27 protein-coding genes are annotated in these 24647 nt (G+C 50.6%); 23 read left to right on the forward strand and 4 right to left on the reverse strand.

From position 1 onward, the window contains the following. Positions 1-129 precede the first annotated feature (129 nt). The 9 genes from C4F51_RS02045 (at position 130) to C4F51_RS02085 (ending at position 7543) form a co-directional block, all read left to right on the forward strand. Entirely contained in the window at positions 130-537 is a 408-nt protein-coding gene (locus C4F51_RS02045; RefSeq protein ID WP_202987591.1) for a GNAT family N-acetyltransferase, read from the forward strand. Between the two features lie 117 nt (positions 538-654). After that, positions 655-1074, forward strand: coding sequence for a VOC family protein (locus C4F51_RS02050; protein ID WP_193906719.1), 420 nt, complete (start codon positions 655-657; stop codon positions 1072-1074). A 211-nt stretch (positions 1075-1285) separates the two neighbouring features. Beyond that, positions 1286-2989, forward strand: a complete 1704-nt coding sequence (locus C4F51_RS02055; protein ID WP_202987592.1) for a methyl-accepting chemotaxis protein — start codon at positions 1286-1288, stop codon at positions 2987-2989. 39 nt (positions 2990-3028) lie between these two features. Then, a complete protein-coding gene (locus tag C4F51_RS02060) occupies positions 3029-3490 on the forward strand; it encodes a GNAT family N-acetyltransferase (protein ID WP_193906721.1) in 462 nt (153 codons plus the stop codon). A 63-nt stretch (positions 3491-3553) separates the two neighbouring features. Next, complete coding sequence (locus tag C4F51_RS02065) at positions 3554-3994, forward strand: RDD family protein (protein WP_193906723.1); 441 nt, start codon at positions 3554-3556, stop codon at positions 3992-3994. Positions 3995-4152: 158 nt separating this feature from the next. Beyond that, positions 4153-4953: a DUF1961 family protein gene (locus C4F51_RS02070; RefSeq protein ID WP_193906725.1), complete on the forward strand. Its 801-nt coding sequence runs from the start codon at positions 4153-4155 to the stop codon at positions 4951-4953. 167 nt (positions 4954-5120) lie between these two features. Beyond that, positions 5121-5837 (forward strand): SDR family NAD(P)-dependent oxidoreductase, encoded by a 717-nt coding sequence (locus C4F51_RS02075; RefSeq protein WP_193906728.1) that lies wholly within the window; start codon positions 5121-5123, stop codon positions 5835-5837. Positions 5838-6026: 189 nt separating this feature from the next. Next, positions 6027-6989 carry a hypothetical protein gene (locus C4F51_RS18070; protein ID WP_235992257.1) on the forward strand — a complete coding sequence of 321 codons (963 nt, stop codon included), beginning with the start codon at positions 6027-6029 and terminating at the stop codon, positions 6987-6989. Positions 6990-7168: 179 nt separating this feature from the next. After that, on the forward strand, positions 7169-7543 hold the full coding sequence (locus C4F51_RS02085; protein ID WP_193906730.1) for a GFA family protein: 375 nt from the start codon (positions 7169-7171) through the stop codon (positions 7541-7543). A 300-nt stretch (positions 7544-7843) separates the two neighbouring features. Here the strand turns inward: C4F51_RS02085 and C4F51_RS02090 are convergent, their stop codons facing one another. After that, positions 7844-8026 carry a CsbD family protein gene (locus C4F51_RS02090; protein WP_193906732.1) on the reverse strand — a complete coding sequence of 61 codons (183 nt, stop codon included), beginning with the start codon at positions 8024-8026 and terminating at the stop codon, positions 7844-7846. Between the two features lie 341 nt (positions 8027-8367). Further along, entirely contained in the window at positions 8368-8538 is a 171-nt protein-coding gene (locus tag C4F51_RS02095) for a hypothetical protein (RefSeq protein WP_193906734.1), read from the reverse strand. Positions 8539-8630: 92 nt separating this feature from the next. On the opposite strand from C4F51_RS02095, the gene C4F51_RS02100 reads away from it, so the two are divergent. From C4F51_RS02100 to sugE, 14 genes are all read left to right on the forward strand, one after another. Continuing rightward, positions 8631-9140: a hypothetical protein gene (locus C4F51_RS02100; protein WP_193906736.1), complete on the forward strand. Its 510-nt coding sequence runs from the start codon at positions 8631-8633 to the stop codon at positions 9138-9140. Positions 9141-9182: 42 nt separating this feature from the next. Continuing rightward, entirely contained in the window at positions 9183-9845 is a 663-nt protein-coding gene (locus C4F51_RS02105) for an energy-coupling factor ABC transporter permease (RefSeq protein WP_193906739.1), read from the forward strand. Positions 9846-10065: 220 nt separating this feature from the next. Continuing rightward, positions 10066-10902 (forward strand): META and DUF4377 domain-containing protein, encoded by an 837-nt coding sequence (locus C4F51_RS02110; RefSeq protein ID WP_193906741.1) that lies wholly within the window; start codon positions 10066-10068, stop codon positions 10900-10902. A gap of 535 nt (positions 10903-11437) precedes the next feature. After that, the gene (locus C4F51_RS02115; RefSeq protein WP_193906743.1) at positions 11438-12595 is read left to right on the forward strand and encodes a methyl-accepting chemotaxis protein; all 1158 of its coding nucleotides are present in this window, start codon (positions 11438-11440) and stop codon (positions 12593-12595) included. Positions 12596-12619: 24 nt separating this feature from the next. Further along, on the forward strand, positions 12620-12985 hold the full coding sequence (locus tag C4F51_RS02120; RefSeq protein ID WP_193906745.1) for a response regulator: 366 nt from the start codon (positions 12620-12622) through the stop codon (positions 12983-12985). 24 nt (positions 12986-13009) lie between these two features. Beyond that, positions 13010-13333 (forward strand): STAS domain-containing protein, encoded by a 324-nt coding sequence (locus C4F51_RS02125; protein ID WP_193906747.1) that lies wholly within the window; start codon positions 13010-13012, stop codon positions 13331-13333. Continuing rightward, the gene (locus C4F51_RS02130) at positions 13330-15534 is read left to right on the forward strand and encodes a chemotaxis protein CheA (RefSeq protein ID WP_193906749.1); all 2205 of its coding nucleotides are present in this window, start codon (positions 13330-13332) and stop codon (positions 15532-15534) included. Before C4F51_RS02125 ends, C4F51_RS02130 begins: the two co-directional genes overlap by 4 nt. A 53-nt stretch (positions 15535-15587) precedes the next feature. After that, on the forward strand, positions 15588-17195 hold the full coding sequence (locus tag C4F51_RS02135; protein WP_235992258.1) for a methyl-accepting chemotaxis protein: 1608 nt from the start codon (positions 15588-15590) through the stop codon (positions 17193-17195). 10 nt (positions 17196-17205) lie between these two features. Next, positions 17206-17751: a chemotaxis protein CheW gene (locus C4F51_RS02140; protein ID WP_193906752.1), complete on the forward strand. Its 546-nt coding sequence runs from the start codon at positions 17206-17208 to the stop codon at positions 17749-17751. A 4-nt stretch (positions 17752-17755) separates the two neighbouring features. Continuing rightward, entirely contained in the window at positions 17756-18577 is an 822-nt protein-coding gene (locus C4F51_RS02145) for a CheR family methyltransferase (RefSeq protein ID WP_202987593.1), read from the forward strand. Positions 18578-18584: 7 nt separating this feature from the next. Beyond that, positions 18585-19085: a chemotaxis protein CheD gene (locus C4F51_RS02150; protein WP_193906755.1), complete on the forward strand. Its 501-nt coding sequence runs from the start codon at positions 18585-18587 to the stop codon at positions 19083-19085. After that, positions 19085-20164 (forward strand): protein-glutamate methylesterase/protein-glutamine glutaminase, encoded by a 1080-nt coding sequence (locus tag C4F51_RS02155; RefSeq protein WP_193906757.1) that lies wholly within the window; start codon positions 19085-19087, stop codon positions 20162-20164. The genes C4F51_RS02150 and C4F51_RS02155 overlap by 1 nt, the downstream gene beginning before the upstream one ends. A gap of 323 nt (positions 20165-20487) precedes the next feature. Next, a complete protein-coding gene (locus tag C4F51_RS02160; protein ID WP_193906759.1) occupies positions 20488-21126 on the forward strand; it encodes a response regulator in 639 nt (212 codons plus the stop codon). A gap of 196 nt (positions 21127-21322) precedes the next feature. Continuing rightward, positions 21323-21643 carry a quaternary ammonium compound efflux SMR transporter SugE gene (gene sugE / locus C4F51_RS02165; protein ID WP_193906761.1) on the forward strand — a complete coding sequence of 107 codons (321 nt, stop codon included), beginning with the start codon at positions 21323-21325 and terminating at the stop codon, positions 21641-21643. A 96-nt stretch (positions 21644-21739) separates the two neighbouring features. Here sugE and mapR read toward each other — a convergent pair whose 3' ends face one another. Both mapR and ccoG read right to left on the reverse strand, forming a co-directional pair. Further along, positions 21740-23158 (reverse strand): GntR family transcriptional regulator MpaR, encoded by a 1419-nt coding sequence (gene mapR / locus C4F51_RS02170; protein ID WP_193906763.1) that lies wholly within the window; start codon positions 23156-23158, stop codon positions 21740-21742. Between the two features lie 31 nt (positions 23159-23189). Next, on the reverse strand, positions 23190-24608 hold the full coding sequence (gene ccoG / locus C4F51_RS02175) for a cytochrome c oxidase accessory protein CcoG (RefSeq protein WP_193906765.1): 1419 nt from the start codon (positions 24606-24608) through the stop codon (positions 23190-23192). Positions 24609-24647 lie beyond the last annotated feature (39 nt).

The raw sequence follows: 24647 nt of genomic DNA on the forward strand, positions 1-24647 counted from the left end.
AAACCGTGCCGTTTCTGTGCCCGGCTGACATCACCGCCTTGCACGGTTATTGGAGAACCGAAACCTCCTCATAAACACTGGCAGAGAACAGCAGGTTACTTTGTGATTAGAAAATTCAAGTTGGACGATATGGACGCGGTGCTGGAAATCTGGCTATCGGCATCCATCAAAGCGCATGATTTTGTAAACCCTTCATTTTGGGAGTCGCAATTGGATGATATGCGGACTATCTATCTGCCATCATCTATCGTTTATGTGCATGAAAGTAATGCCCGTGTAGCGGGTTTTTATGCGTTGGCCGGTGAACATTTGGCGGCGATTTTTGTAAGGCCTGAACAACAAGGGCAGGGCTTTGGAAAGGCCATGATGGCTCATGCCAAAACTTTGAGCAAAAATCTCACCTTATCGGTTTATAAAGATAACCAACCGAGTGTTAATTTTTATCTTTTGCAAGGGTTTACTATTGCTAGTGAGCAGCTGTGTGAGCATACCGGGCAGGTGGAATATACTATGCATCGGGTAGCCGATAAGTTCTGACACGGCAAACGGATAATAAATTTTTCGTGTCTGTCGAAACTCTGTATCTGGCATCGACTATATAGTAGAGAGCACTGTGTGTTGTCTTTTTCAGTCATTTACAGAGAGATTATTGCCATGTCCAAAATGATTTTTATCAACCTGCCGGTGGTTAATCTGAACACCGCTATTGCCTTCTACACCGCGCTGGGTTTTGAAAACAATCCGCAATTTACTGACGAAACCGCCGCCTGTATGGTGTGGAGCGAAGCTATCCACGTCATGTTGTTAACCCACGACAAATGGCACACCTTTACTGCGCGCCCCGTTCCACCGGTAACGTCGAGCGAAGTTATGCTGGCGTTGGCACTCGACAGCCGTGAAGCGGTAGATGCCTTGATCAGAGCGGCATCTGAAAATGGTGGCACAGCTGATATCAACCCGGTTCAGGATCATGGCTTCATGTATGGTCGCAGCCTGCTTGATCCTGACGGGCATATTTGGGAAGCTTTCTGGATGGATATGGCCGCAGCGTCGGGCGTCGAAGCTGGTGCCTGATCGCCGGGCCTTCCTCCACAATGCTATAGCAAATCCTTTTTCATTTGTTGGATACAAGCGGTGGCGTGACGCGCCGCTTTCCAGTATCCGTGTTGCTGTTTTGTTGTTGCTGATGCGATACCCAAAAAATTTCATTGAAACCGAATGGCACTTGTTGCATCCTGCTTTTGCCGAATACCCCAATTGACATAATTACTATAAGAGGTGAGTTGTGACCAAGCTGAATTCTGTCGGCGGGCGTTTGTTGGTGATACCGGCAATCGCACTGGTCGGATTTCTGATTTTGGGCGTTGTCATGCTGAACTCCCTTGGTGATCGCCTTATGGAAGGACGTGAAGCAAGGGTTGAGGCCATTGTTGATGCCGGTTTGAGTATCATCCGATATTACCAGCAACAGGAAGAGGCCGGCGTGATGAGCCGGGCTGATGCTCAGGCGCTGGCCATTACCGCGATTCGGGCAATCCGTTATGACGGCACCGAATATCTCTGGATCAACGACACGGTACAACCGCTGCCGAATATGATCATGCACGCAACCGTTCCGGCACTGGACGGAACGCGCCTCGACAAACCTTCATTCAACTATGCGACTTTGCTGCGCAACCGCGATGGCAGTGTGCGGCAAGCCCTGCAAAACGAAAATCTCTTCGCCAGCTTCGTAACAGCGGCCACGCGCTTTGGTGACGGCTTTGTCGAGTACCAATGGCCACGCCCGCTGGCGGGCGGAGGCGTTACCGAAGAACGTTACCCGAAGTTGTCTTTTGTCAGCCTTGATCGCCAATGGGGTTGGGTGGTGGGTTCCGGTATTTATATCGACGATGTAAACACCTTGTTCCGTGCGCTTGCCTTGCGTATCGGTTTGATTATCGGCGTGATTACCTTGTTGACGGTTGCGGCTTCATTGCTGATTCGGCGCTGGTTGTTACAATCGCTGGGTGGTGAGGTGGACTACGCCAAGCAGCTGGTTAATCAGGTGGCCGCCGGTGACTTTACAGTCAACTTTGACCTCTCCTCCAGCCGCCCGGACAGTTTGCTGGCAGCGCTGGGCACGCTGGTGCAACGCATGCGAAATATCATGCAACAACAGGATGCTCTGGCAACCCGCTTGCTGGCCCAGTCGGAAAGTGTGGATACCAGTAATCAGCATAGTCAGCATTTGCTGCAACAAATGTTAAGCCAGACCATGCAAGTTGCCACAGCCGTCAGCCAGATGTCTTCCACCTGCGATGCGATGGCGCGCAACGCCAGCAATGCGGCCAAAGCAACCCGTGACGCTGGCGATGAGGCCAATGCCGGTGTGAATGCCGTTGCCCAAACCATTGAGGCGATTGAGCAGTTGCGCAACAGTTTGCAGCACGTAGAACAGGTGATCAAACAACTCTCCGCTCGCGGCGAAGAAGTGGGTTCGGTAACCGATGTAATTGGCAGTATTGCGGAACAGACCAATTTACTCGCACTCAATGCCGCGATTGAAGCAGCCAGAGCCGGTGAGATGGGGCGAGGCTTTGCGGTGGTTGCCGACGAAGTGCGTACGCTGGCAAGCCGCTCGCAATTATCGACGCAAGACATTACTCAAAAAGTGCAAAGTATTCAGCAGGACTCTGCTTCCGCCGTACAATCCATGGCCAGCAGTCGCGCTGAAACCGAGCGGACGATTCAATGTTCCGAACAGGCTAACGCGGCTTTGTCGCGTATTAGTCACGCGGTGGGCAGCATGGCGGATATTAATGATCAACTCGCCAGTGCCACCGAAGAAATGGCCAGCGTTTCAGCCACCATTAATCAGAACATGGAAAATATTGCCGCTGCGGTAGATACCACGCATTTGCGCTCCGATGAACTGGTGATCGCCAGTCAGCAACTGCGAAAAATGGCTGCCGAAATGAAAGCGATATTGGCCGGTTTCAGAATGTAACCCATATTGTTTTACTCACCCATAAAGGACGCGTGTGTTATGCAAATAAGGATTGATGATCTGGAAGGCGGCGATGTTCTTCTGTTGTTGGAAGAACACCTTGCAGATATGTATGCGGTGTCGCCGCCAGAAAGTGTTCATGCCCTGGATGTAGTTGCATTGAAAGACCCGGCGATTACTTTTTTCAGTGCCTGGCAAGGTGAGCAATTGCAAGGTTGCGTTGCAATCAAAGAGTTGGACAATAAGCACGCTGAAATAAAATCCATGCGCACCACCGCCAGTGCTCGCAATAAGGGCGTTGCCTCAGGGTTATTGCAACACACGCTCGACATTTGCAATCAACGTGGTTATGAGAAGGTTAGCCTTGAAACCGGCTCAATGGATTATTTTCTACCGGCGCGCCGGCTTTATGAAAAATTCGGCTTCAGTTATTGCGATCCTTTCGCCAGCTATCAACCGGACCCGCTCAGCGCATTTATGACGCTTGAACTTTCCCGTTGATTAACTGACTCACTTCGGTGATTCAACAATTTTATTAAAACCATTTCATGTGAGGAATGGAATATGCAGGAACAGGAATTTCAATACGTAGGTTTTTGGGCAAGAACGCTGGCAGCCATCATAGATACGATTTTAATAGTGCTGGTGACCTTTCCCTTGCTTATTACGGTTTATGGCTGGGCTTACTTTGACGCAACACAAACAGGTCTTTTTGCTGGCGCTGCGGATATTGTGATTACCTGGGTGTTGCCGCCGCTGGCAATTATCACCTTCTGGATAATCAAACAGGCTACGCCCGGCAAAATGATGCTATCGGCAAAAATTGTTGATGCCAAAACCGGTGAGCCGGCTTCAACGGGACAACTTATCGGGCGGTATTTTGCTTATTATCTGTCGATGTTGCCGCTTTTTCTCGGGATCATCTGGGTAGGTATTGATAAGCGTAAACAGGGCTGGCACGACAAACTGGCCGGTACGCTGGTGATCAAAGTGGTTAAAAAATAACAGCAAACCAATCATGATTCGGCTTTCATGATTGGTTGCGGCGGGGCTGGTCAATCAGCCCCGATTTTTGTCACCCTATGTCGCCTCAGAGCGGTGAAGCCGCGAAAATATATTGTTACTATCCTGTCATCTTTATTAATTGACGTGAGGGTAGGTGAGTGAGTTTTCGATTTCTGCGTGTATTTTTTGCTTCTGCTATTTGTTGTAGTGCCCTGGTGGCATGCAGCCCCGATACTGAATCCCCACCAAAAACTGCTTTGGAAAATACCGTTCAGGCTCAGGAGCAAATTCCTGCCGCTGGTGATGTGCTCTATGCGGCAACTTTTGCCGACCAGCAAAGTGCCACCGGCTGGCGTATGGAAGGCAATGCGGTGGTGGAATTTCGCGATGGCTGGATGGAAATGTATTCTCCGGATAAATCCACTCACCATGTTTTCTGGGGCCCGAAAGATTTTCCAGACAACTTTGTCGCTACCTGGCAAGTGCAGAACCTGGCCATTGAATCCGGTTTGTTAATCGTTTTTTTTGCGGCACAGGGCGAGAATGGCGAAGATATTTTTGACCCGGCTTTACCGGTTCGGGACGGTACGTTTGATCAATACACCGAAGGAAAAATTAAAAGTTATCACCTTTCCTATTATGCCAATGTGGCGCACGAACCCGGGCGCAGCCATGTCAACCTGCGTAAAAATAATACCTTTTCCTTATTGCAATCCGGTGGTGAAGGTATTCCCACCGAATCTGTTGATATTCATAATATTCGGTTGATTAAACAGGGCGCTCATATTCGTTTGTGGGTCGATGATCGCAAGGCGATTGACTATGTGGACAACCAGCCCATCGTTGACGGTGTCGATACCGGTGCGGCTTTCGGCAGTGGAAAAATCGGCCTGCGGCAAATGCAGTGGAGTCACTTCCGTTATCGCAACTTTGAAGTCCGTGCGCTGGCCAATGAATAATTCATTGGCTGTTATTTTTTCCGCAATAAAGCCACTGCAGATTTCCGCAGTGGCAACCCATCCCTCGCTTTCTGATTGATTCCTATTGCTCTTGACCTCAACTAATATTGAGGTTTTATGCTGCGCCCTTGCTGCTATTCAGTATCTATTATTGTCGTGAGGGGTCTATGAACATTCTGGTTGTTGGCGCAAGCAAAGGGTTGGGCAGAGCTTTTATAGAAGGTCTGGCAAATGCCGGAGATACGCTGATCGGGGTTTCCCGCAGCAAACCGCATGATGTGCAAGTCGCTCAGACTATTGACCTGCACTGGATTGAGGCTGATATGAGCAGCCCAAAACACGCGGTGGCGAAAATTCTTGAAGAGCTTCCGGTGTGTCCGGATGTGGTTATTTATAATCTGGGGATTTGGGAGCAGGCCGCTTTTTCCAGTCGTTATGATTTTTTGAATGACCAGGATGACGATATTATTGACCTGATCAACACCAATATCACTGGCGCGATTCTGTTGTTAAAACATGTGCTCACCCGTATGCGAGGTTTGGAAAAACCCCATATTATTCTCACCGGTTCCACCTCCGGCCTGTTACATAGCGGTCGCCCGGAAGTGACCTTTACCGCATCAAAATTTGCCCTGAATGGTATTGCTGACGCTTTGCGTGAAGGTTTTCGTCAGGACCGGCTGGCAGTAACCTGTTTGCAATTGGGTTATCTCAATACCGAAGATGACCTGTCGGTAGCGGGGGCCACTGCGGCGCTGCGCGGCGAAGGTACGCTCATCCCGGTGCATGACGTGGTAGCGATGGTAAAGGCCATATTGTCATTATCCAGTGCGTCTTTTGTGCGTGAGCTTGTCTTGCCGGCATTGCTCGATGACCGCTTTTAGCGTACCTGGTATTACTGCTTCAGCCTGCTCTGGTGATAACTCCATGCTGAAAGTGTGTTCGCTTTTCGTATAAAATCCGCGTTTGTGCTGTGCCGCTGCTTTATTTTGCTGCCGTTATTTTCCCGTATTGGCAAATGTTCCGGTATTTTTCAGCACCCTGCCGACTTTAATGCATAGTGGAGTTTCCGGATGCCGACACCCCGACAGACAGACGTTTTACGCTTGAAAACCCGTTCCGGATCATTGCTGGCTCTATTTTTTGTGTGCGCCAGCTTTGTTGCCATGGGGGGCTTCGCGGTAAGCCAGGGCAAGGATTTAGGGTGGCTTGCGGTGGCTTTTTTCGGTTTCGGGTGTTTTATTGCGGCGGTCAGTCTGTTACCCGGCAGTAGCTATCTTGAATTGCGCCCTGACGGCATGCAGATGAGCACCTTATACCGCAAGTGGCTGGTGCGCTGGCGTGACGTGGATAGTTTTTTTCCGGTAATGACCAACGGCCAGAAAACCGTGGGCTGGCTCTATAACGATCAATACCGTGTTCAGGCAATTATCAATAAAGTCAGCATGCGACTCACCGGTGCCGACGCCGGTTTGCCCGACACTTACGGGTTAACTGCCGAAGCCCTGTCTGATTTACTCAATGAATGGCGTTTGCGTTACGGCGTAAGCGAATCAGAAAGCGCCGCCGAAGACGGTGCTGAAACTTCCCTTAAGGATGACGACTACCAGACATTACCTATACCGGCCGATGGCAGTACAGTATGGGCCGGCATGGGCAACTACATTTTGCTAACGCCGGATGGCCAGCATCAACTCAAATTGACTTACATCGCTGAACCTCCTCATGGAGATTCCTATGGCAGCCTGGTTATTGATGGTGTGAAATTACCCGGTTTTGCCTGGGGCGCGTTGTTTGCATCCTCCACCGATTCCCGCTACGTCGTATTCGACTGGATGGAAAAACGCTTTGTACGACAAACTCTTGTTGTGGATATCACACAACGCTGTTATTTCGTGTTACCTGAGCCAATGCATAATTTTGTCGTAGCCTGGCCGGTTATCGAAGGGCGTGGCAACCAGGAAGGTTTTTCCTATTTGTTTAACGGTGAGGAAAACTGGACAAGTTATGACCCTGCAGAAAGCAGCGAGTCCTGAACAAGCGATGCACGAGAATGCTGCCTCGAAGGTGAAACGGGTTTAAAGCAACTTGCGCTACTCGATTTACCGAATAGGATTAAGTAATGCCGGTGAGCATACCGATAAAATTATTCATCATTTAACGCCGGAAAAATTGAAGAATACAGATTGATGTCTGTTGCTCAGGAGTATTTGCAATGTTTTATCACGGTGGTTGTTTGTGCGGCCATATTCGCTACCAGATTGCCGGGCAAGCGCGTGACCCGCATACCTGTTCCTGCCGGTTTTGTCAGCGCCACTCGGGGTCGCTCACCCAAATGTGGATCGAGTTTGACGAAGAGCAGGTAGTCTGGAATGGCGAGGGCGGCATGCCAACCCTGTGGCGCTCCTCAGAAACGTCCTGTCGGGCATTTTGTCGTATTTGCGGCAGCACCCTTGGTGCCATTGATGACACGCCGACGCTTGCGATTGCGGTAGGAACGTTGGATAACCCCGACCAGCCGGAATTAAGCCCGCATTATCACACCTTCAAAGATTGTCGCCCGGCGTGGTGGTCTTTGAATGACGAATAAACATAACAATGCCTGATGCCCTTCTTGCAATAAAGAAGCACAGTCAAGGCATATAAAAAATTTGAATCGTAAAGAAAAAGAATTTAAATAGCAGAGAATCAACCAATACGAGCTAAACAATCGCCATCCGGCTAATAACAGCGAGTATTAATAAGATCGGCGGATATATAGAAAGCGCGAACAAGGAAACACGCATAAGGAAAGAGGGGGAGGTGTTAATGACGCAGTCCCTTGCGCCGGTTTCATTCCTTGAGTAATTACGAACTGTTTGTTATTGCCAGAAATCAATACCAAAGGTCATTAGTGGCGAGTAGCATCTTTGGCACGTTCTTTGGCATCACCGAAGGCTTTTTGCGCTTTACCTTCAGCTTGCTTTTCAATACCTTTGGCTTGCTGGGTTTTGCTGCCTACCAGCTCACCAGTCTTACGTTGAATTTTACCTGCGGTATCTTTTACTGAGCCTTTAACCTGGTCTTTGTTCATGACATGTTTCCTTCTTTTTTCAGGAATGAATTTGTTAAGTGGCCAATCCGGTGGTTCGTTAAGCTTCGAGAGAGATTAATTGGCCTTACGTACTTAACAATAGGAGACCCCCAAAAGACTGTCAAAGCGACATGAAAAATTTATGGGCGCAGTGTTCAATAATGTTATCCAGTTATAATTTTTGTCGTCAAATTCGGTTTTTAAGCCGGCTTTAATAATAATTAACGGCTTTAAAATATTTTTAAGAAGAATTTTTTATTGAATAAATGCCATAAAAAAATGTTTTTAAATACTCTCTTTTGCAAGCGTTATAAGCGATGTGAAAAGTACTGTGACGAGGTTTACACATTCGCTGATAAGCCTGCAGTTAAATAGTGTTTAATGCAGTGAAGATATTTTTTTATTCCTTTTGGATAAGCGATTTTCAGATTTTCGTGTGTAGATTTTTTTAAAACTCCCTTCATTTTTTTAGCGCGCCTTACGGTGGGCTTGCCGTTATTGATGCTATCCATTTTTTCTTATCCCCCGGCCTGACAGACCTCGAGTGCGAAGTCAGCTGCCTGTGGTAAGGTAGCGCTTTCCTCTCCGCTAAAGGACTCAAGTGATGAAAGTTGTGGAAATGCTGGCGGTCGGCTTGCGACTGATGGGCGTCTATCTTGTTTACTCGGTTTTTCACACGCTGTTAACCCGTTTCAGTTACTGGTCGGCAATGCAGGCGCAGTTTGAGGGGCAGAGCTACTGGATGATCAGCCTGATTATTGTTGAAGCGCTTATTTTTGCCGCTATCGCTTTTCTGTTACTTCGTTTCCCGGTAACCGTAGCTCGCTGGCTCCTGGGGCGGCAGGCCGGTGCCGAAGCGGTGTTGCAAGGCAAACTGAATGATCTGCAAACCGTGCTCTTCTGTGTGGTGGGCGTTTATGTGCTCTCCCAATCACTTCCCTACCTTGCAGAGAGCCTCTTGTGGTTGCCGGGCGATGCCGGTGATTCCCGGGAAGGCTTATGGTTTCCGCGGGTCATTCCGGTGCTTGTCGGGCTTTTGCAAACGGCACTGGGCTTGTATTTGACCTTGCAAGCGAAAGGTTTAAGCCGGTTGTTGTCGCGCTTGCGGGGCTAAGGCTTCTCTCTTCTTTATTAGTCATCTTCAGGAACCCCGGTCATGAATCTGGTCGCACCGCTTAGTGGTTACTTTCTCTGGTTCACGCTGGCGGTGAGTATTTTCTCTTTCGGCTGGATACTGCGGGTTGCCCCCTGGCGATCCCTGGCAGCCATTCCGGTGCGACAGCACATGTGGTTTGGGGTAATTATCGGGCTGGGTATTTACGGCGCTCTGGTGCAGTTGCAGTTATTTAATCTATTTCGTCTCCATCCTTTACTCATGGCGGCTTGCACAGCCATTTTCGGAGCCAGGTTGACCATCGTCGCCGGCTTTTTTGCGCTGTTAATCAGCCATGCTTTCACGGTTCTTCCCTGGCAAAATATCGGCTTTAATTTTCTGGTCAGCGTATTGGTACCGGTACTGATTGCGCGCGGCATTTTTATGCTGATTGCTCGCTCGCGTATTCAAAACCTCTTTCTTTATACTCTGGGCGGCGGATTTTTCGGCGGCATGTTGTCGTGGGTGGGTTCGGCCATTTTTGCAGTGCTGCTGTTGTGGGTCAGTCAGGTGGCTTTTATGCCGGACGTTTGGGAAAACGCCTGGATGTTTTTCCTACTGACTTTTCCAGAAGGTTTTTGTAATGGCGCTATTGTTTCCTGTATGGCGGTGCTGGCGCCGCATCTGGTCAAGACCTACGACGACGATTTTTATTTACAAAAATAATAAGCGCGGTCTGTTTAACCGCAATATCACCGGTGGATAAACCGATTTCGCTCGGGAAAATTAATCGTGCCGGTAATTTTTATTCAATAGTGTGATGATTTGTACGCTTTCATCGTTCGATGTGCAGGAAGTGTGTGCCCTGAGACCTGGCAAAGCCGGCTAAAGCCAGCCAGCTGCTATAATTTTTGCACCCATGGAATCTGGAATTTCGGAGAACGCTATGAAGCTGCTTCATTATGCTTTTTTACCAGGAGTCATACTCCTTTCTGCTTGCGAGCGCGATAACGCCGTGCCACCACCCCAGACCGGTGTGGTGGCCAGCGTGGCTGCCGTCTCGGAACCCTCGCTGGATCGATCCCGACTGTCGCACTTTCACTGGCGCTTGCACGACGCATCCGACCCGGAAGGTGATCGTATTGATGCCCTGTTTGGCGATATCAGTAACCGGGTACAAATCGACTTTGACGAAGACCGTCTGGCCATTATTGGTGGCTGTAACCAGCTTGGTGGCAGCTACAGCATCGACAGAACTACCCTGAAGCCCGGCCAGTTGGTGCAAACCATGAAAGCCTGTGACGACAGTTTGATGCGACGGGAGGCGGCGCTCAAAAGCCATTTTGAAGGCGAGCTGCAAATTCAGTTAAGTGACAGCGAGACGCCACTGCTGACGCTGACCAAAAACGATGGTAGCGCCCTGATTTTTGAAGGCATAAATACCGCCGAGAGTCGTTACGGAACCGACAGCGAGCTGGTTTTCCTCGAAGTGCAGCCTTTACGGGTCAGTTGTCATCATCCCCTGATGCCGGAGCATGAATGTTTGCAGGTAAGGGATGTGGAATATGATGAAGATGGCGCCAAGGTTGCGGTGGGCGAATGGCAATTTCTCTATCAGGAAATTGAAGGCTACAGTCATGAGCGAGGCGTGCGCACCATTTTACGTTTGAAACGTTTCCCGCTGATCAACCCGCCAGCCGATGGACCGGGTGTCGCCTATGTTCTCGACATGGCCGTGGAGTCGGAAATAAGGGAAGACAACATTCCGGCAACAGCGCCTTAAGGGTGAAAACAGATCACGCCCTGCTCCGTCATGGCGCAGGGCGTGGTGAGCACATTTTTCCCCTTTATTGTGATGTTTTCGCTGCCAGAATTTTTTGTAAAGAAATTTTATATTTAAGCGACAGAAATGAATAAGACATTGTTAATCAGCATTTGGAATTACCAATCGATTTCTACCACCTGACAAAAAATTTTTTAGTTGAATTCGGCGTCATTTCGGCGTAAAAACAGGCAATAGGAGAGACTTCTTCTGTCGCCTTTCCGTAAAGCTGTCGAAAATACACAAAAATTCTCTCCTGCCTCCATACCTACTTTTCAGTTAATAACTCATTTTTTTCTAGGAAAAATCTTATTTTTAATAAGATCGTTTCCTAGTTTTATTAGGCGTTTTCCGATTGTGGCTAGCGATCCTTGTCATCTAGGATGATTCTGATGACATCATTCTGCAAAGATGTGATGGCTTATGCAAAATTGTGGTGAATTACGGGGGTGCACTCCTCTCATTAACCAGATAGGCATTTCCGGGATTGATTGCTATGAGCGTTACAGATATTTCCAGACTCCCTTCCCGTTTCGGTATCGGAGCATTCCTGCTGCTTCCTTTTTTATTCTCTGCGGGAGCTTTTTTTTACCTCGGTGCTTCTTCCTGGTACTTGCTTCCTTTAATCATCTTGTCTGCGCTCTCTTTTTACGGCGTGCAGTGGCAAATTCAATCGGCTGCCGAAACCCGACTGGATAAAGACATCGATATTTCTGTAGAGAAGGAACCCTCACAAACCGATGTGGCGGTTGACGAGCTGGCGCGGGTGATGATGCCCATCTGGGCAACCCAGGTAGAAAGCGCCCGCAGTCAGTCAGAAACCGCAGTCAACGAATTGGTGGCCCGATTTGGTGGGCTCGCTTATGAAGTGGGGCAATCCAGCGATGTCGCCCATAGAGTCGTTTCTTCGCTGGAAGATGGTATTGATTCGGTTTTTGGCCGCGCCGATACCGGTTTGCAAACCGTCGTAGAAACGCTTGAAGCGGTATTAAAGGAGCGCGATGGTTTGCTGCGGCAAATCAATGGCCTTGCAGAATTTGTGGCCGAGCTGAATCGCATGTCGCGCGATGTAGCGACTATCGCCGGGCAAACCAATTTGTTGGCATTGAATGCGGCCATTGAAGCCGCGCGAGCCGGTGATCAGGGACGCGGTTTTGCGGTGGTAGCAGGCGAGGTTCGCAAGTTATCGCAAATGTCGGCGGAAACCGGCCAGGACATGGGCAAAAAAGTCAGCCACATCAGCAGTGCCATCGAAAACGCTGTTGAAGCGGCGCATCAATCTCGCGGTCGCGATAATTCCATGATTGATGCCTCCCGCACCACCATCCGCCAGATTCTCGATCAGTTCCGCCAGCACTCCGATAATCTCATCGACTCTGCCCGCACCCTGCGTACTTCCAATAGCAGTATTCAGTACGAAGTTTCTGACGCAATTGTGCAGTTGCAATTTCAGGATCGCGTCAGCCAGATGCTTTGTCACGTGCGCGACAACCTTCACGAAGTCAGCGCTGCGGTGCAACAGGGCGACCACAATATTTCCCAACACCTTGAAGCGCTTGAAGCTTCATATGCCATGGCTGAAGAGCGGCAGGCTCACAGCTCCGGCAATAGCAAGGCGGTGAATGAGCAAGCCGGAGAAATCACCTTTTTTTGACGCCACGATACCAGAGAGAAATGTATGGCCAAGACAGTATTAATCGTCGATGACTCTGCGTCTATTCGACAAGTTGTTGCAATTACCCTGAAAAGTGCAGGCTTTGATGTTATCGAAGCTTGCGATGGCCGTGACGCGCTGGCCAAGCTGAATGGTCAAAGAGTCCATTTGATAATTTCTGACGTGAATATGCCCAATATGGATGGTATTACTTTACTGAAAGAGCTCAAGGCCAAAGCAGAATACAAATTCACCCCGATTATTATGCTCACCACCGAGTCGGCCGAAGACAAAAAGTCTCAGGGCCAGGCGGCGGGTGCAAAGGCGTGGATGGTAAAACCATTTCAACCGGCACAAATGCTGGCTGCGGTGAATAAGCTGGTGCCATAAACCGAATCGCCAGGAGTCAGGGTGATGGATGAAACATGTAAGTTTGACGAAGAGAAAGGATTGCTGAGCGTAACCGGTGAACTCACCATTTACCAGGTTGCCAGCGTGTTTGAAGCATTGCGTGATGCCGCTGCCAGTGGCGCGCTGTGTGAGATTGATTTAACAGGAGTGACAGAAATGGATGGTGCCGGATTGCAGTTGTTGATACAGGCCGAACGCCTGGCCGGCACACAGGAAAATCCATCTCTGGTATTGCAGAAAAATACCCTGATTGATGAACTGCAACAACTTACCGGAACCGCTCCGGTAGTTGACACACCAGCGCAAAGTGCGGAGGTGTTGCAATGAATCTCGACCAGGTATTACAGACATTTTACGACGAAAGTCGCGAACTGCTGGTCGATATGGAAATCATCCTGCTTGATCTGGAGTTTCACCCCGAAGACCGCGAACTGAAAAATGCGCTCTTCCGCTGCGTTCATACCATCAAAGGTTCTTCCGGCATGTTTGGCTTCGACCACGTGGTTGGCTTCACGCATGTGGTAGAAAATATTCTCGACCGATTGCGCGCTGATGACCTTGAGTACAGCCGCGATCTGGCGCAACTGCTGCTGCAAAGCCGTGACCATATCAAGAATCTGGTTGACGCGGATCAGAATGCTATTTCCATGGAAATGAAAACGCACGAAGCGCAATTGCTGGGCGGATTGGAAGCTTATCATCAGGTATCCACTGACACGCAATCCGGGCCTGCTGAGGTAGCACCGGCAGCCGTCAACAGTGAACCGGCTGTAGACGGTAGCAAGCTGTGGCATATATCGCTGCGTTTTGATGGCGATGTTTTCCGGCATGGCATGGACCCGTTGGGTTTTATCCGCTTTTTGCAAACCGCCGGCGAGATTGTGTCTTTGCACACGCTGACCCGAAGCTTGCCCGACCTGGCAGACATGGACCCGGAAAGCTGTTACCTGGGGTTCGAGATTACGCTGGATTCTTCGGCATCCCTTGACGACATTCGGGCCATTTTTGAATTTGTCGAAACCCTGTGTGAAATTACCATTATCGCTCCTGGCGCTGCCCTCGGCGTTTATAACCAGTGGCTGGAAAAATTTGCCGACGACGAACGCGAAGAATTAATTGATTGGTTGCTGCAAGACGGCGAAATATCCGGCCAGCAACACAGTGCATTAAAGAGCGGCGATATCGAGCTATGGGTTAATGACCCGGTGGCTAATGAACAGGGCGCCAATGACAGCATCGCAAGTACCGCTGAAGATGTATTGGTGAATTTATCCGAACTGCGATCCGACGCTTCCGCCGATAAAGCCTCGGCACCCCGCGATGCTTCTGCATCCCGCACGCAATACATTCGTGTGCCTGCCGACAAACTCGACCAGTTGATCAGCCTGGTGGGTGAGCTGGTTATTTCATCCTCCTCGGTGGTGGTTAACGCGGTTAAAGGTGGCGACAAGGATACCCGCGAAGCGGCAGCGAATATGTCCTTGCTGGTAGATGACATTCGCGATGCCGCGCTGGATTTACGCATGGTGCCTATTGGCGAATGCTTCCAACGTTTTCAGCGCATTGTTCGCGACGTGTCGGATGAACTGGGCAAAGATATTTACCTGTCTATTCACGGCGCCGACACCGAGCTGGATAAAAGCCTGGTAGAAAAAATCACTGACCCCTTAACGCATCTGGTACGCAACGCTTGCGATCATGGCCTTGAGAATGCTGAAAAGCGTCTTTCTCGCGGAAAAATTGCACAAGGCACATTACGGCTCAATGCCTACCACCAGGCAAGCCATGTGGTAATTGAGATCAGCGATGATGGTAACGGGCTCGACCGTGAGCGTATTCGTAGCAAAGCGCTGGAGAAAGGATTGATTCATGCGGATCAAGTACTTTCTGATCAGGAAATTTTCAATCTGATTTTTGAGCCGGGGTTTTCTACCGCTGAAAAGGTAACCAACCTGTCGGGTCGCGGTGTGGGCATGGATGTGGTGAAAAAATCCATTCAGGCACTGCGGGGCAGCATAGAAGTGTTATCAGAGCCAGGTGAAGGTAGCACCTTTAGGCTGCGCCTGCCCTTAACCCTGGCGATTATCGACGGGTTTGTGGCTTCGGTAGGAAAAGCGGTTTACGTCATTCCGTTGGAAGCGGTGGTTGAGTGTATTGAGTTTCCCCTCGAAGAGCAGTTGGAAGCCTCAAAGCATCAGTTCATTAATTTACGGGGCGAGGTGCTGCCTTTTATACCGCTGCACGAATACTTCCAGGTGCCGGGCTATGCCCAGGGCCGTCGCCAAAATATTGTTGTAGTAAACCATAGCGGTAAAAAAGTCGGTCTGGTGGTAGACGAGCTTCATGGCGAACACCAAACCGTTATCAAGCCGCTGGGAAAATTGTTCGCACACCTGCAGGGTTTGGCAGGATCAACCATTATGGGCAATGGCCAGGTTGCACTGGTATTGGACGTGGCTGCGTTGATCCAGCAGGTTTCCATTGTGGAAGAAGATAAGTTTTCCAGTAAGCGTAAGCAGTTCCATTAAGTTTTCTAATTTTTGTAACCACATTTTTTGAGTAAACGGATATGTTAAAAAATATGAAGATCGGTATGCGACTGGGCATTGCCTTCGCCGCTGTGCTGGTAATTTTTATGATTGTGGGAACGATTGCCGTCAATCGTTTTCAGGCTGTTGATGATGTGGTGGAAGACCTCACTGGAAAATTTAGTGAGCGCCTGTCGTTAGCTAACGATTGGACAGATATAAATAACATCAATACTGCATCAACATTGTCACTGTTTATTTCCGATGCGCAACAGCAGCAATTATTGCGTTCGAATATGGCAAAACAAAGCGAAATACTTAACAAGCATATACAACGACTTGATGAGTTAATTGAACTGCCGGAAGCTCGTCAACTGTTTGACCAAATTCTTGCGGCGCGTGTTGCCTATAGTGCTGACCGTAGAATAATGATGGAGATGTTGGAATCGGGAGACCAATTGGGCGGGGTAGAACATTGGTTGGGAAGTACACAACCTCTGCTTGATACCTATCAATTATCCATTCGTAACCTTACCGAATATTTTGAGGCACGCACTAAATATTGGGGTGAGTATACAGAAGAGCTTATCAAATCAGCGATCAACCAAATTATTGTTCTGCTAATTGTTGCGCTGTTGGTGGGTGTCGCTTTCGCCTGGTTTATCACCATCAGCATTGTACGCCCATTGAACATTGCATTGACCACTGCAGAATCCATTGCCGATGGCGACCTGAGTGTAAAAATTGAAAATAACGCCACCGACGAAACCGGTAAATTGCTTGATGCCATGCGTAATATGACCAGCAAATTGGCTCAGGTTATTGCTGAAGTGCGCGGTGGCGCCGACAACCTGGCCTCGGCATCCGAGCAGGTAAGTTCTACCAGCCAATCATTGTCGCAAGCTGCCAGTGAGCAAGCTGCCAGTGTGGAAGAAACGTCTGCCTCCATGGAGCAGATGACCGCCTCTATTGAACAGAACACCGGCAATGCGCGCATTACCGACGGCATGGCAACCAAAGCAGCGCGTGAAGCGGGTGAAGGTGGTGAAGCGGTTGCGCAAACCGTGCAAGCCATGAAAAGCATTGCCCAGAAAATCAGCATTATTGATGACATCGCTTACCAGACCAACCTGCTGGCCCTGAACGCGGCAATTGAAGCAGCACGTGCCGGTGAACACGGTAAAGGTTTTGCGGTAGTGGCGGCGGAAGTTCGCAAGCTGGCAGAACGCAGCCAGGTTGCCGCCCAGGAAATCAGCGAAGTTGCCGACTCTTCCGTAGCCCTGGCAGAACGCGCTGGCAAGCTGTTGGGAGAAATCGTCCCGTCTATTCAAAAAACCTCTGATCTGGTGCAGGAAATTGCCGCAGCGTCTACCGAGCAGTCTGCCGGTGTGGGGCAAATTAACAGCGCTATGGAACAGTTGAACCAGCTTACCCAACAGAATGCCTCTGCCTCGGAAGAACTGGCGGCAACCTCGGAAGAGATGTCTTCACAAGCTGAGCAGTTACAACAGTCTATCGCCTTCTTCAATATTGGTGACCAGCAATTGGCCAGTGCCGTATCGCACAAAGGCAACTCGCCGAGAACGCCGGTAAGCGCTCGTAAATCCGCATCACTGGCCGGCTCCAAGGGTCTGGATGAAAATGCGTTTGTGAAATTCTAGAGGCGCGGGTATGAACCATTCTGTAAAAAAATCTGCAGAAAAAACGGGAGAACCCTCGCAGGGTTCTCACCATGAACAATACCTGACCTTTCGTTTGTCCAAGGAAATGTTTGCTATCGGCATTCTGGGCATTCGGGAAATTATGGAATATGGCGAATTGACCAGCGTGCCGATGATGCCGACCTTCGTGCGCGGCGTCATCAATCTGCGCGGCAGCGTAGTGCCGGTGATTGACCTTGCTGCCCGTTTCGGGCGTGAGCAAAGTGAAATTAACCGCCGTAGCTGTATTGTTATTTTCGAGATCGAAGGTGCGGAAGGCCGCCAGGAAATCGGGGTTATCGTTGACGAAGTTTCCGAAGTGCTGGAAATTGCCAATGCCGATATCGAACCGCCACCGGGTTTCGGTGCGCGTATTCGTCCGGACTTTATTGCCGGCATGGGCAAGGTTGGGCAGCGCTTTGTCATTATTCTCGATATGCAACAGGTCGTCGACGTAGAAGAGATGGCAGAACTTGCCCAGTTGCAGGATGACTCTGCCGACCTGCTGGAAGAATAGTATCGTGATTCAGGCTGCCTTGACTCAACCGGTGCTCGACGATAAATCCTTTCAGGGTTTTCAATCACTGATCTTTGCTGCGGCGGGTATCCATTTATCGGATGCCAAACGCAGCATGGTAGCGGGCCGTTTGGCCAAGCGTTTGAAAATTCTCGGGCAGTCGGATTACCGCACTTATCTGGAGCGCATCAAGCGCGATCCGGTCGAGCACCAGCTCGCGGTTAATTTACTGACCACTAACGAAACCTGGTTCTTTCGCGAATCAAAGCATTTTGATTTTTTGCGCAACCATATTTTGCCGAACCTTTCCAGCAGTGCGCCCTGTCGTATCTGGAGTGCTGCCTGTTCAAGCGGTGAAGAACCCTATAGCATTGCCATGCTGCTGGACGACTATTTTGGTAGCAGCAGTGATTGGCAGATCAGCGCGTCGGATATCAGTACCCGCGTGCTCGAAGCGGCAAGCCAGGGGCATTACCCGCTGGCGCGTGCCGAGCATATTCCCGAGGCCTGGCTCAAGCGTTACTGCTTGCGAGGCACCGGCGAATACGATGGCTCCTTTTTAATGAACAGAAGTTTGCGTTCACGTATTCATTTCTGTCAGAAAAATCTGGATAATCTCGAAACGTTCTCCAAGCCTTTCGATGTTGTTTTTTTGCGCAATGTGCTGATTTACTTCAGTCCTGAAACCAAACGCAAAGTGGTTGCGGCAGTGCTGTCCCAATTAAAACCCGGTGGGATTTTGATGGTGGGGCACTCGGAAACTCTCAATGGACTAAGTACCAGTGTGCAAACGCTGGCCCCCTCAATTTATAGAAAAACCGGTTAACTCCATCTTGACCCTGAATGATATCTATTTGAAACCTGGCGAATGGTTCTTTGGTGGTGCCAACACCAAAGTGCGCACCACGCTGGGTTCCTGTATTGCTTTTACTTTCTGGCACCGCGAGCGCCAGGCGGGTGGTATGTGTCACTACATGCTGCCGGATCGCGCGCGCCTGACGGCTAATGGACAATCGTTGGATGGGCGTTATGCCAACGAGGCACTTACGCTGATTGACAGTGCGATTACCAAACAGGGCGGTCGCATACGCGATTACCAAATTAAAATTTTTGGTGGTGCCAGTATGTTCGTGGTGCGCAATGACCGCGATCAGGTGTCTACTCGCAATATCGCCACCGCGTGGCAATTGGCCGAGCATTACCGGTTGAGCGTGTCCGCACACGATCTCGGTGGTTCGGTGTACCGCCAGTTGATTTTTGATATCAACAGCGGCGATGTATTTATGAAAAAAGGCGTTGCAGCGCCCACTTTCCAATATCCGGAGATAGGTTGATGCCAACCGATATTAACGTGCTGATCGTTGACGATTCGGCCGTAGTGCGTCAGGTATTTGGGGAAATTATCAATCAGGCCAGCGGCTTGCATTTGATGGCGGTTGCGTCCGATCCGGTATTTGCGTTACAAAAAATGGCTGTGTCCTGGCCGGACGTGATTATTCTGGATGTGGAAATGCCGCGCATGGACGGTATTACCTTCCTTAAAAAAATTATGGCAGAGCGCCCGACGCCGGTCATTATCTGCTCCACCTTGACTACCCGCGGTGCCGAAACCTCTTTACAGGCACTGGCGGCCGGCGCGGTAGAAGTGTTGGCCAAACCGACCATCGGTTTGAAAGATTTTCTCACCGAAAGTGCTGCGCATCTGGTGCGCGTGATCAAGACGGCGGCTCAGGCGAACATGCAGTTGCTGGCCAAAACGCAACGCGCGCCGGTAACACCGTCAACGGCAAAAGTTGCTCCGTCGGCAACCTCTGCGGCGCTTGCCAGCCGCAAAGCGGTGGCGCCATTAGGAAAAATTATCGCTTGTGGCACCTCCACCGGTGGTACGCGCGCGTTGGAAGTTATTCTCACCGGTTTGCCTGAAAACTGTCCGGGCATGGTGGTGGTGCAGCATATGCCGGAGAAATTTACAGCCGCGTTTGCCGCGCGGCTGGATCGTATGTGTCATTGTGAAGTGCGTGAAGCGTGCGATGGCGATGCGGTGTTGCCCGGGCGTGTATTGATTGCACCCGGTGGCAAACACATGCAATTGAAGCGGCAGGGCACGCAATACTGTGTGCGAATTTTTGATGGCCCCCCGGTCAATCGCCATCGCCCCTCGGTGGATGTATTGTTTCGTTCGGTGGCCCAGGTGGCCGGTAGCATCGCAACCGGCATCATCATGACCGGCATGGGTGATGACGGTGCAGCAGGTTTGTTAACCATGCGTGAAGCGGGCAGCTATACCATTGCTCAGGATCAGCAAAGTTCTGTGGTATTTGGTATGCCAAAAATGGCCATTGAACGCGGCGCTGCGTGTGAGGTGATGTCGCTGTCTGCCATTGCTACCTGGTTGGCTGGTGAAACCGTCTGATTCTTCCAGGATTCAAACGCACATCACACGGATTTTTTTAAAGCATGGTATTTTTTATGCCGAAAAATTTCTAATAAAAAGTCAGTCGTATTCGTAAGATCAGGTAAGTCATTCATCGCTATCAACTTGCCATTATTTTTCTTCGGAGCAACGCTTTTTAACAATCAGGTGGCCTGGCGATAACTATAGTTATTGCATCAGGCCTTTCTGTTAATAAAAACTTCAGGGTGAGAGAGTCCGTATTCCGGAGAGAGTAACGGGGTGAACTGTCGTTCTGACGGCGTACCGGTTGTGTGCACGCGGACAAAAGGATAGTAAATTCATTGAAAAAGATTCGTCTTGTAATTGCTGACGATCATCCCGTAGTCATCGAAGGGTTACGGGCCATTTTGTTTCAGCAGAAAGACATGGAAATCATGGCCGAGGCGGACTCCGGAGAAAAGACCCTGGCACTCGCCAGTCAATGGCGTCCTGATGTGGTACTGATGGATATGTCGATGCCAGGTATTTCCGGGATACGATTAATTCAGCAGTTGCGCCGACAGGTGCCACAAAGTGCTGTTCTGGCCATTAGTATCAATCGTGAAGAGCAATACACCGCGCCTGCCATTCGCGCCGGTGCGCAGGGTTTTATCGCCAAATCCCGACAGCCACAGGATTTTATCGATGCCATTCGTCAGGTGGCGCGGGGTCAGGTTTTTATCAGTGCCGAGCTGGCCCAACGTATTGCGGTAGACAGTTTGCAAGGGCGCACCAGCGGTTTGCCGCACGAATCCCTTACGGTTCGCGAGCGGCAGATTATGATCAAGCTGGCGCAAGGCAGGGGTGTGAGTGATATCGCCAAGCTGTTGCACCTGAGCCCGAAAACCGTCAGTACCCATAAAACCCACATTCTCGACAAGATGGGTTTGAACAGTATTGCTGACCTGGTGCGCTACGCGATTACCTACGATCTCCAGTAACGTCTATGTCGCCGATTTCTTCGGTGGTATCCCTGTGTTGTGCAAGATCCCGGTGCTAATTACCCTTCATTTTTCCGATGCACTATAATGGTGCTTGCTAACTGTTGCTTCATAGCACAGGCAGCAAGCAGATTCAGGACGACCTCAATCTGTTTCCTGTCAACGGGGACGACCCCTTCGGCGACGGACTTACAGTATGTCGTGGTTTATTCTTGTGATTGCGGGGTTGTTGGAGACCGGTTGGGCGATTGGCCTGAAATACACCGAGGGTTTTACCCGCTTGTGGCCCAGTGTATGGACAATAGCGGCAATGATTGTCAGCTTCTGGTTATTGGCATTTGCCATGAAGACCCTGCCGGTGGGCACTGCGTACGGTGTCTGGGTGGGCATTGGGGCGGTAGGTACGGTGATTCTCGGCATTGCGTTGTTTCATGAGCCGGTAAACCCGGCGCGGCTGATCAGCGTGGGGCTTATTATTCTGGGTATTATCGGTTTAAAGCTCTCGTCGGCTCACTGACAAACGGACAGAATGGCACCTGCCGTATAGCGTTGAAAAACTAAAAATCTGTCAACAATCCAGGGGTCGGCTTTGCCGGCCCTTTTTATTATTCGGTCAGCTTTCCGGAAAAGAAGCCACCATTTTGCCCAGTAACGCCAGCGCCTGTTCGGTTTGTGGTGTGTGCGCATGCCCGTAGTTAAGTCGGATGCAATTTTCAAAACGCCGCGTCGCAGAAAATATCGGCCCCGGTGCAATGCTGATGCCTTGCGACAGCGCCATCGAAAACAACTTCAAACTATCCACCTGTTCCGGTAACTCCAGCCATAAAAAATAACCGCCCTCCGGGCGCGACACTTTGGTGGTGGGCGGAAAATGGCGGGCAATCGCCGCTTGCATCGCCTGCTGGCGGGTTTCCAGGGTGTAGCGCAATTTACGTAAATGACGATCGTAACCGCCGTGTTGCAGATAATCGGCAATCGCGCTTTGCGCGGGCACCGAAGGCGATAAGGTGGTCATGAGTTTCAAGCGGCTGACGGTTTCGGCGTAACGCCCGGCGGATACCCAACCAATGCGATAACCCGGGGCGAGGTTTTTTGAAAATGAACCGCAGTGCATAACCAGCCCCTTGCGATCAAAACTTTTTACCGGTTTGGGTGGCTCGCTACCAAAATACAACTCCCCGTAAACGTCGTCTTCAATCATGGGTACGTCGTGTTTTTCCAGCAGCTGATACAGCGTTTGCTTTTTTTCCTGGCTCAGGCTGGCGCCCAGCGGATTGTGCAAATGGCTCATAAACCAGCAGGCTTTGATCGGTAAACGTTGCAGGCTGTCTTCGAGCGTTTCCAGATGGATTCCATCGCGCGGGTGCACCGGTATTTCTACCGCTTTTAATTTAAGACGTTCCAGAATTTGTAGCGCGGCGTAGAAGGTGGGGGATTCAATCGCTACCAGATCACCGGGTTTGGTAACCGCTTGTAAACAGAGGTTAAGCGCTTCGAGCGCACCGTTGGTAATGATCAATTCATCCGACGATAGCATCACGCCGTGCATCATATAGCGCAGAGCAATTTGCCGGCGCAGCGCGGCGTTGCCGCTGGTCATGTCAGCAATAATTTGTGATGCCGGTAAATGGCGGATGGATTTATTCATAGAGCGCGCCAGACGCGCCAGTGGAAATAATTGCGGGCAGGGAAACGCTGAACCGAAAGGTACGGTATCCGGATCGCGCACCGAGCCAAGAATGGAAAAAATCAGCTCGCTGACATCCACGTCGGTAGTGTCGGTGATCCGGGCGCTGATGTCCGGTTCTGCCAGCGTGCCTTTGGCATGTGCGCGCACATAATACCCGGAGCGTGCCCGCGCCTGAATCAGCCCGCGCCGCTCCAGCAAATAATACGCCTGGAAAACAGTAGACGGGCTGACCTTCCAGGTGCGGCTGGCGTTGCGTACCGAAGGCACTTTTTCATCGGCTGCCAATACCCCGCTATGAATCATTTCGGCAATTTCGTCGGCGAATTTTTCATAAAGTTTCATGGCGGATCCTGTTGTGCACTATGCGTCTGTTTTAACGCGTGGGAAAAACAAACGTCGAGCTGCCTTCTGCCAGTGCTTTACCATCGGCATTATTTTGCACCACGAAGGTGAAAGGGATTGCGCCCTGGTAAAGGCTGCCATTCTGTTGCACTACCGATACCGGCAGGTCAACAATTTCACCGGATGCCAGCGTAATACGGTACTGCCGCTGTAATTGCAGCCCGCCATCGTCGGGTTGGCGCAAGGCAATGTGGTAATGCGCTGCTTCATGGGTTTTGTTCATCAGCTTGAGGCGATACACATTCACAATATGGCCTTCGCTGTTTTTGCGATACAAGGTGCGGTCTTTAATGACATTCACCGCTGTCAATTCGCGATCATACACAGTAAACGCCAGCGCGCCGCACATCAGTATCACTGCCGTGACATAGCCGAGCAGACGGGGGCGAAAACGCGGTGCCGCTTCGCCTGCCAGCGTGCGTTCAGAGGCGTAGCTGATCAGGCCGCGCGGGTAGTCCATTTTGTCCATCACCGAGTCGCAAGCATCAATACACGCAGCACAGCCGATGCAGTCAATTTGCAAACCATCGCGGATATCAATGCCGGTTGGGCAAACCTGTACGCACAGGTAACAGTCCACACAGTCGCCCAGCCCTTTCGCCTGGTAGTCCTCTTCTTTTTTGCGCGAGCCGCGATTTTCGCCCCGTGTCGGGTTGTAAGAAACCGCCAGGGTGTCTTTGTCGTACATCACCGCCTGGAAGCGCGCATAGGGGCACATGTGCACGCACACTTTTTCTCGCAACCAGCCGGCGTTGCCGTAGGTAAACAAGCCGATAAAAAATACCCAGAAGGCACTGGCGGTAAACCATTGCCCGGTAAGTATGTCGGCGGTGAGTTCCCGCACCGGTACGAAGTAGCCGATAAAAGCGATGCCGGTGGCCAGGCTCATCGCCAGCCATAAGCCGTGTTTGGCGGTGCGCTTGGCCAGTTTGTTAAACGACCAGGGCGCTTTGTCCAATTTGATACGCTGCAGGCGATCACCCTCGGTGACTTTTTCTGCCCACATAAAGGCCCAGGTCCAGGTGCTTTGCGGGCAGGCATAACCGCACCAGATGCGACCGGCATACACCGTGACCGCGAAGAGCGCGAAAGCGCTGATAATCAGCAGGGCAGATAGCAGGGTGAGATCTTGCGGCCAGAAAGTCGCGTTAAACACATGGAATTTGCGCTCGCCCAAATCCCACAGCACCGCCTGCCGCCCCTCCATATTCAGCCAGGAGGTACCAAAAAATAATACCGCCAGACTGCCTGCTACCGCGAGGCGCCAGTTGCGGAAGCGGCCGGTAAAGCTGCGGGTGTGAATGGGCTCGCCGGTCTGTGCCGGTGTTTTACGAGCTTTGCCAGCGGTCGGTGTGGCTGGCAGTAGGTGTACAGGAATCGTTTCACTCATGGGGTTGCTCCCGGTGATGTTGCAAGGCTAACCGGGGCG

The sequence above is a fragment of the Cellvibrio polysaccharolyticus genome (genome assembly GCF_015182315.1).
Classification (GTDB): domain Bacteria; phylum Pseudomonadota; class Gammaproteobacteria; order Pseudomonadales; family Cellvibrionaceae; genus Cellvibrio; species Cellvibrio polysaccharolyticus.

Coding starts and splice junctions, on each gene's coding strand:
- C4F51_RS02045 (WP_202987591.1), top strand. CDS start 130: ATGGACGCGGTGCTGGAAATCTGGCTATCGGCATCCATCAAAGCGCAT.
- C4F51_RS02050 (WP_193906719.1), top strand. CDS start 655: ATGTCCAAAATGATTTTTATCAACCTGCCGGTGGTTAATCTGAACACC.
- C4F51_RS02060 (WP_193906721.1), top strand. CDS start 3,029: ATGCAAATAAGGATTGATGATCTGGAAGGCGGCGATGTTCTTCTGTTG.
- C4F51_RS02065 (WP_193906723.1), top strand. CDS start 3,554: ATGCAGGAACAGGAATTTCAATACGTAGGTTTTTGGGCAAGAACGCTG.
- C4F51_RS02075 (WP_193906728.1), top strand. CDS start 5,121: ATGAACATTCTGGTTGTTGGCGCAAGCAAAGGGTTGGGCAGAGCTTTT.
- C4F51_RS18070 (WP_235992257.1), top strand. CDS start 6,027: ATGCCGACACCCCGACAGACAGACGTTTTACGCTTGAAAACCCGTTCC.
- C4F51_RS02085 (WP_193906730.1), top strand. CDS start 7,169: ATGTTTTATCACGGTGGTTGTTTGTGCGGCCATATTCGCTACCAGATT.
- C4F51_RS02090 (WP_193906732.1), bottom strand. CDS start 8,026: ATGAACAAAGACCAGGTTAAAGGCTCAGTAAAAGATACCGCAGGTAAA.
- C4F51_RS02095 (WP_193906734.1), bottom strand. CDS start 8,538: ATGGATAGCATCAATAACGGCAAGCCCACCGTAAGGCGCGCTAAAAAA.
- C4F51_RS02100 (WP_193906736.1), top strand. CDS start 8,631: ATGAAAGTTGTGGAAATGCTGGCGGTCGGCTTGCGACTGATGGGCGTC.
- C4F51_RS02105 (WP_193906739.1), top strand. CDS start 9,183: ATGAATCTGGTCGCACCGCTTAGTGGTTACTTTCTCTGGTTCACGCTG.
- C4F51_RS02110 (WP_193906741.1), top strand. CDS start 10,066: ATGAAGCTGCTTCATTATGCTTTTTTACCAGGAGTCATACTCCTTTCT.
- C4F51_RS02115 (WP_193906743.1), top strand. CDS start 11,438: ATGAGCGTTACAGATATTTCCAGACTCCCTTCCCGTTTCGGTATCGGA.
- C4F51_RS02120 (WP_193906745.1), top strand. CDS start 12,620: ATGGCCAAGACAGTATTAATCGTCGATGACTCTGCGTCTATTCGACAA.
- C4F51_RS02125 (WP_193906747.1), top strand. CDS start 13,010: ATGGATGAAACATGTAAGTTTGACGAAGAGAAAGGATTGCTGAGCGTA.
- C4F51_RS02130 (WP_193906749.1), top strand. CDS start 13,330: ATGAATCTCGACCAGGTATTACAGACATTTTACGACGAAAGTCGCGAA.
- C4F51_RS02135 (WP_235992258.1), top strand. CDS start 15,588: ATGAAGATCGGTATGCGACTGGGCATTGCCTTCGCCGCTGTGCTGGTA.
- C4F51_RS02140 (WP_193906752.1), top strand. CDS start 17,206: ATGAACCATTCTGTAAAAAAATCTGCAGAAAAAACGGGAGAACCCTCG.
- C4F51_RS02155 (WP_193906757.1), top strand. CDS start 19,085: ATGCCAACCGATATTAACGTGCTGATCGTTGACGATTCGGCCGTAGTG.
- sugE (WP_193906761.1), top strand. CDS start 21,323: ATGTCGTGGTTTATTCTTGTGATTGCGGGGTTGTTGGAGACCGGTTGG.
- mapR (WP_193906763.1), bottom strand. CDS start 23,158: ATGAAACTTTATGAAAAATTCGCCGACGAAATTGCCGAAATGATTCAT.
- ccoG (WP_193906765.1), bottom strand. CDS start 24,608: ATGAGTGAAACGATTCCTGTACACCTACTGCCAGCCACACCGACCGCT.